The 329-nt window shown below is 45.9% G+C and carries 1 protein-coding gene; it reads right to left on the reverse strand.

The window, feature by feature from the left end; genetic code table 11:
• Positions 1-329 (reverse strand): aminotransferase class I/II-fold pyridoxal phosphate-dependent enzyme (locus ACNKXV_RS13815; protein WP_417908300.1); only part of this gene is annotated, 329 nt, incomplete at both ends.

Genomic DNA, 329 nt, shown 5'->3' on the forward strand with positions numbered 1-329 from the left:
TACCCTCGATCAAGACAGGTACACCTCCACAAAGCTTGATAATTTCTGCATAGCTCACCCAATATGGAGAAAAGATTACCACCTCATCACCTTCATTGATGATACACATGAAGGTATTGGCGATCGAATGCTTGGCCCCCACAGACACCACGATGTGTTCGGCTTTAGCTTCAGAAATATTGTTTTCTTCTCTGAGCTTTTTAGCGATCGCCTCTCTGAGATCCTGATACCCTGCCACTGGTGGATAAGCAAAATATTTTCCTTCATCGATCGCATCTTTGGCAGCCTGCTGGATGTGTTTAGGAGTCTTGAAATCCGGCTCCCCCAAG

It is taken from the genome of Christiangramia aquimixticola, assembly GCF_048285835.1.
In the GTDB taxonomy this organism is placed as follows: Bacteria; Bacteroidota; Bacteroidia; order Flavobacteriales; family Flavobacteriaceae; genus Christiangramia; species Christiangramia aquimixticola.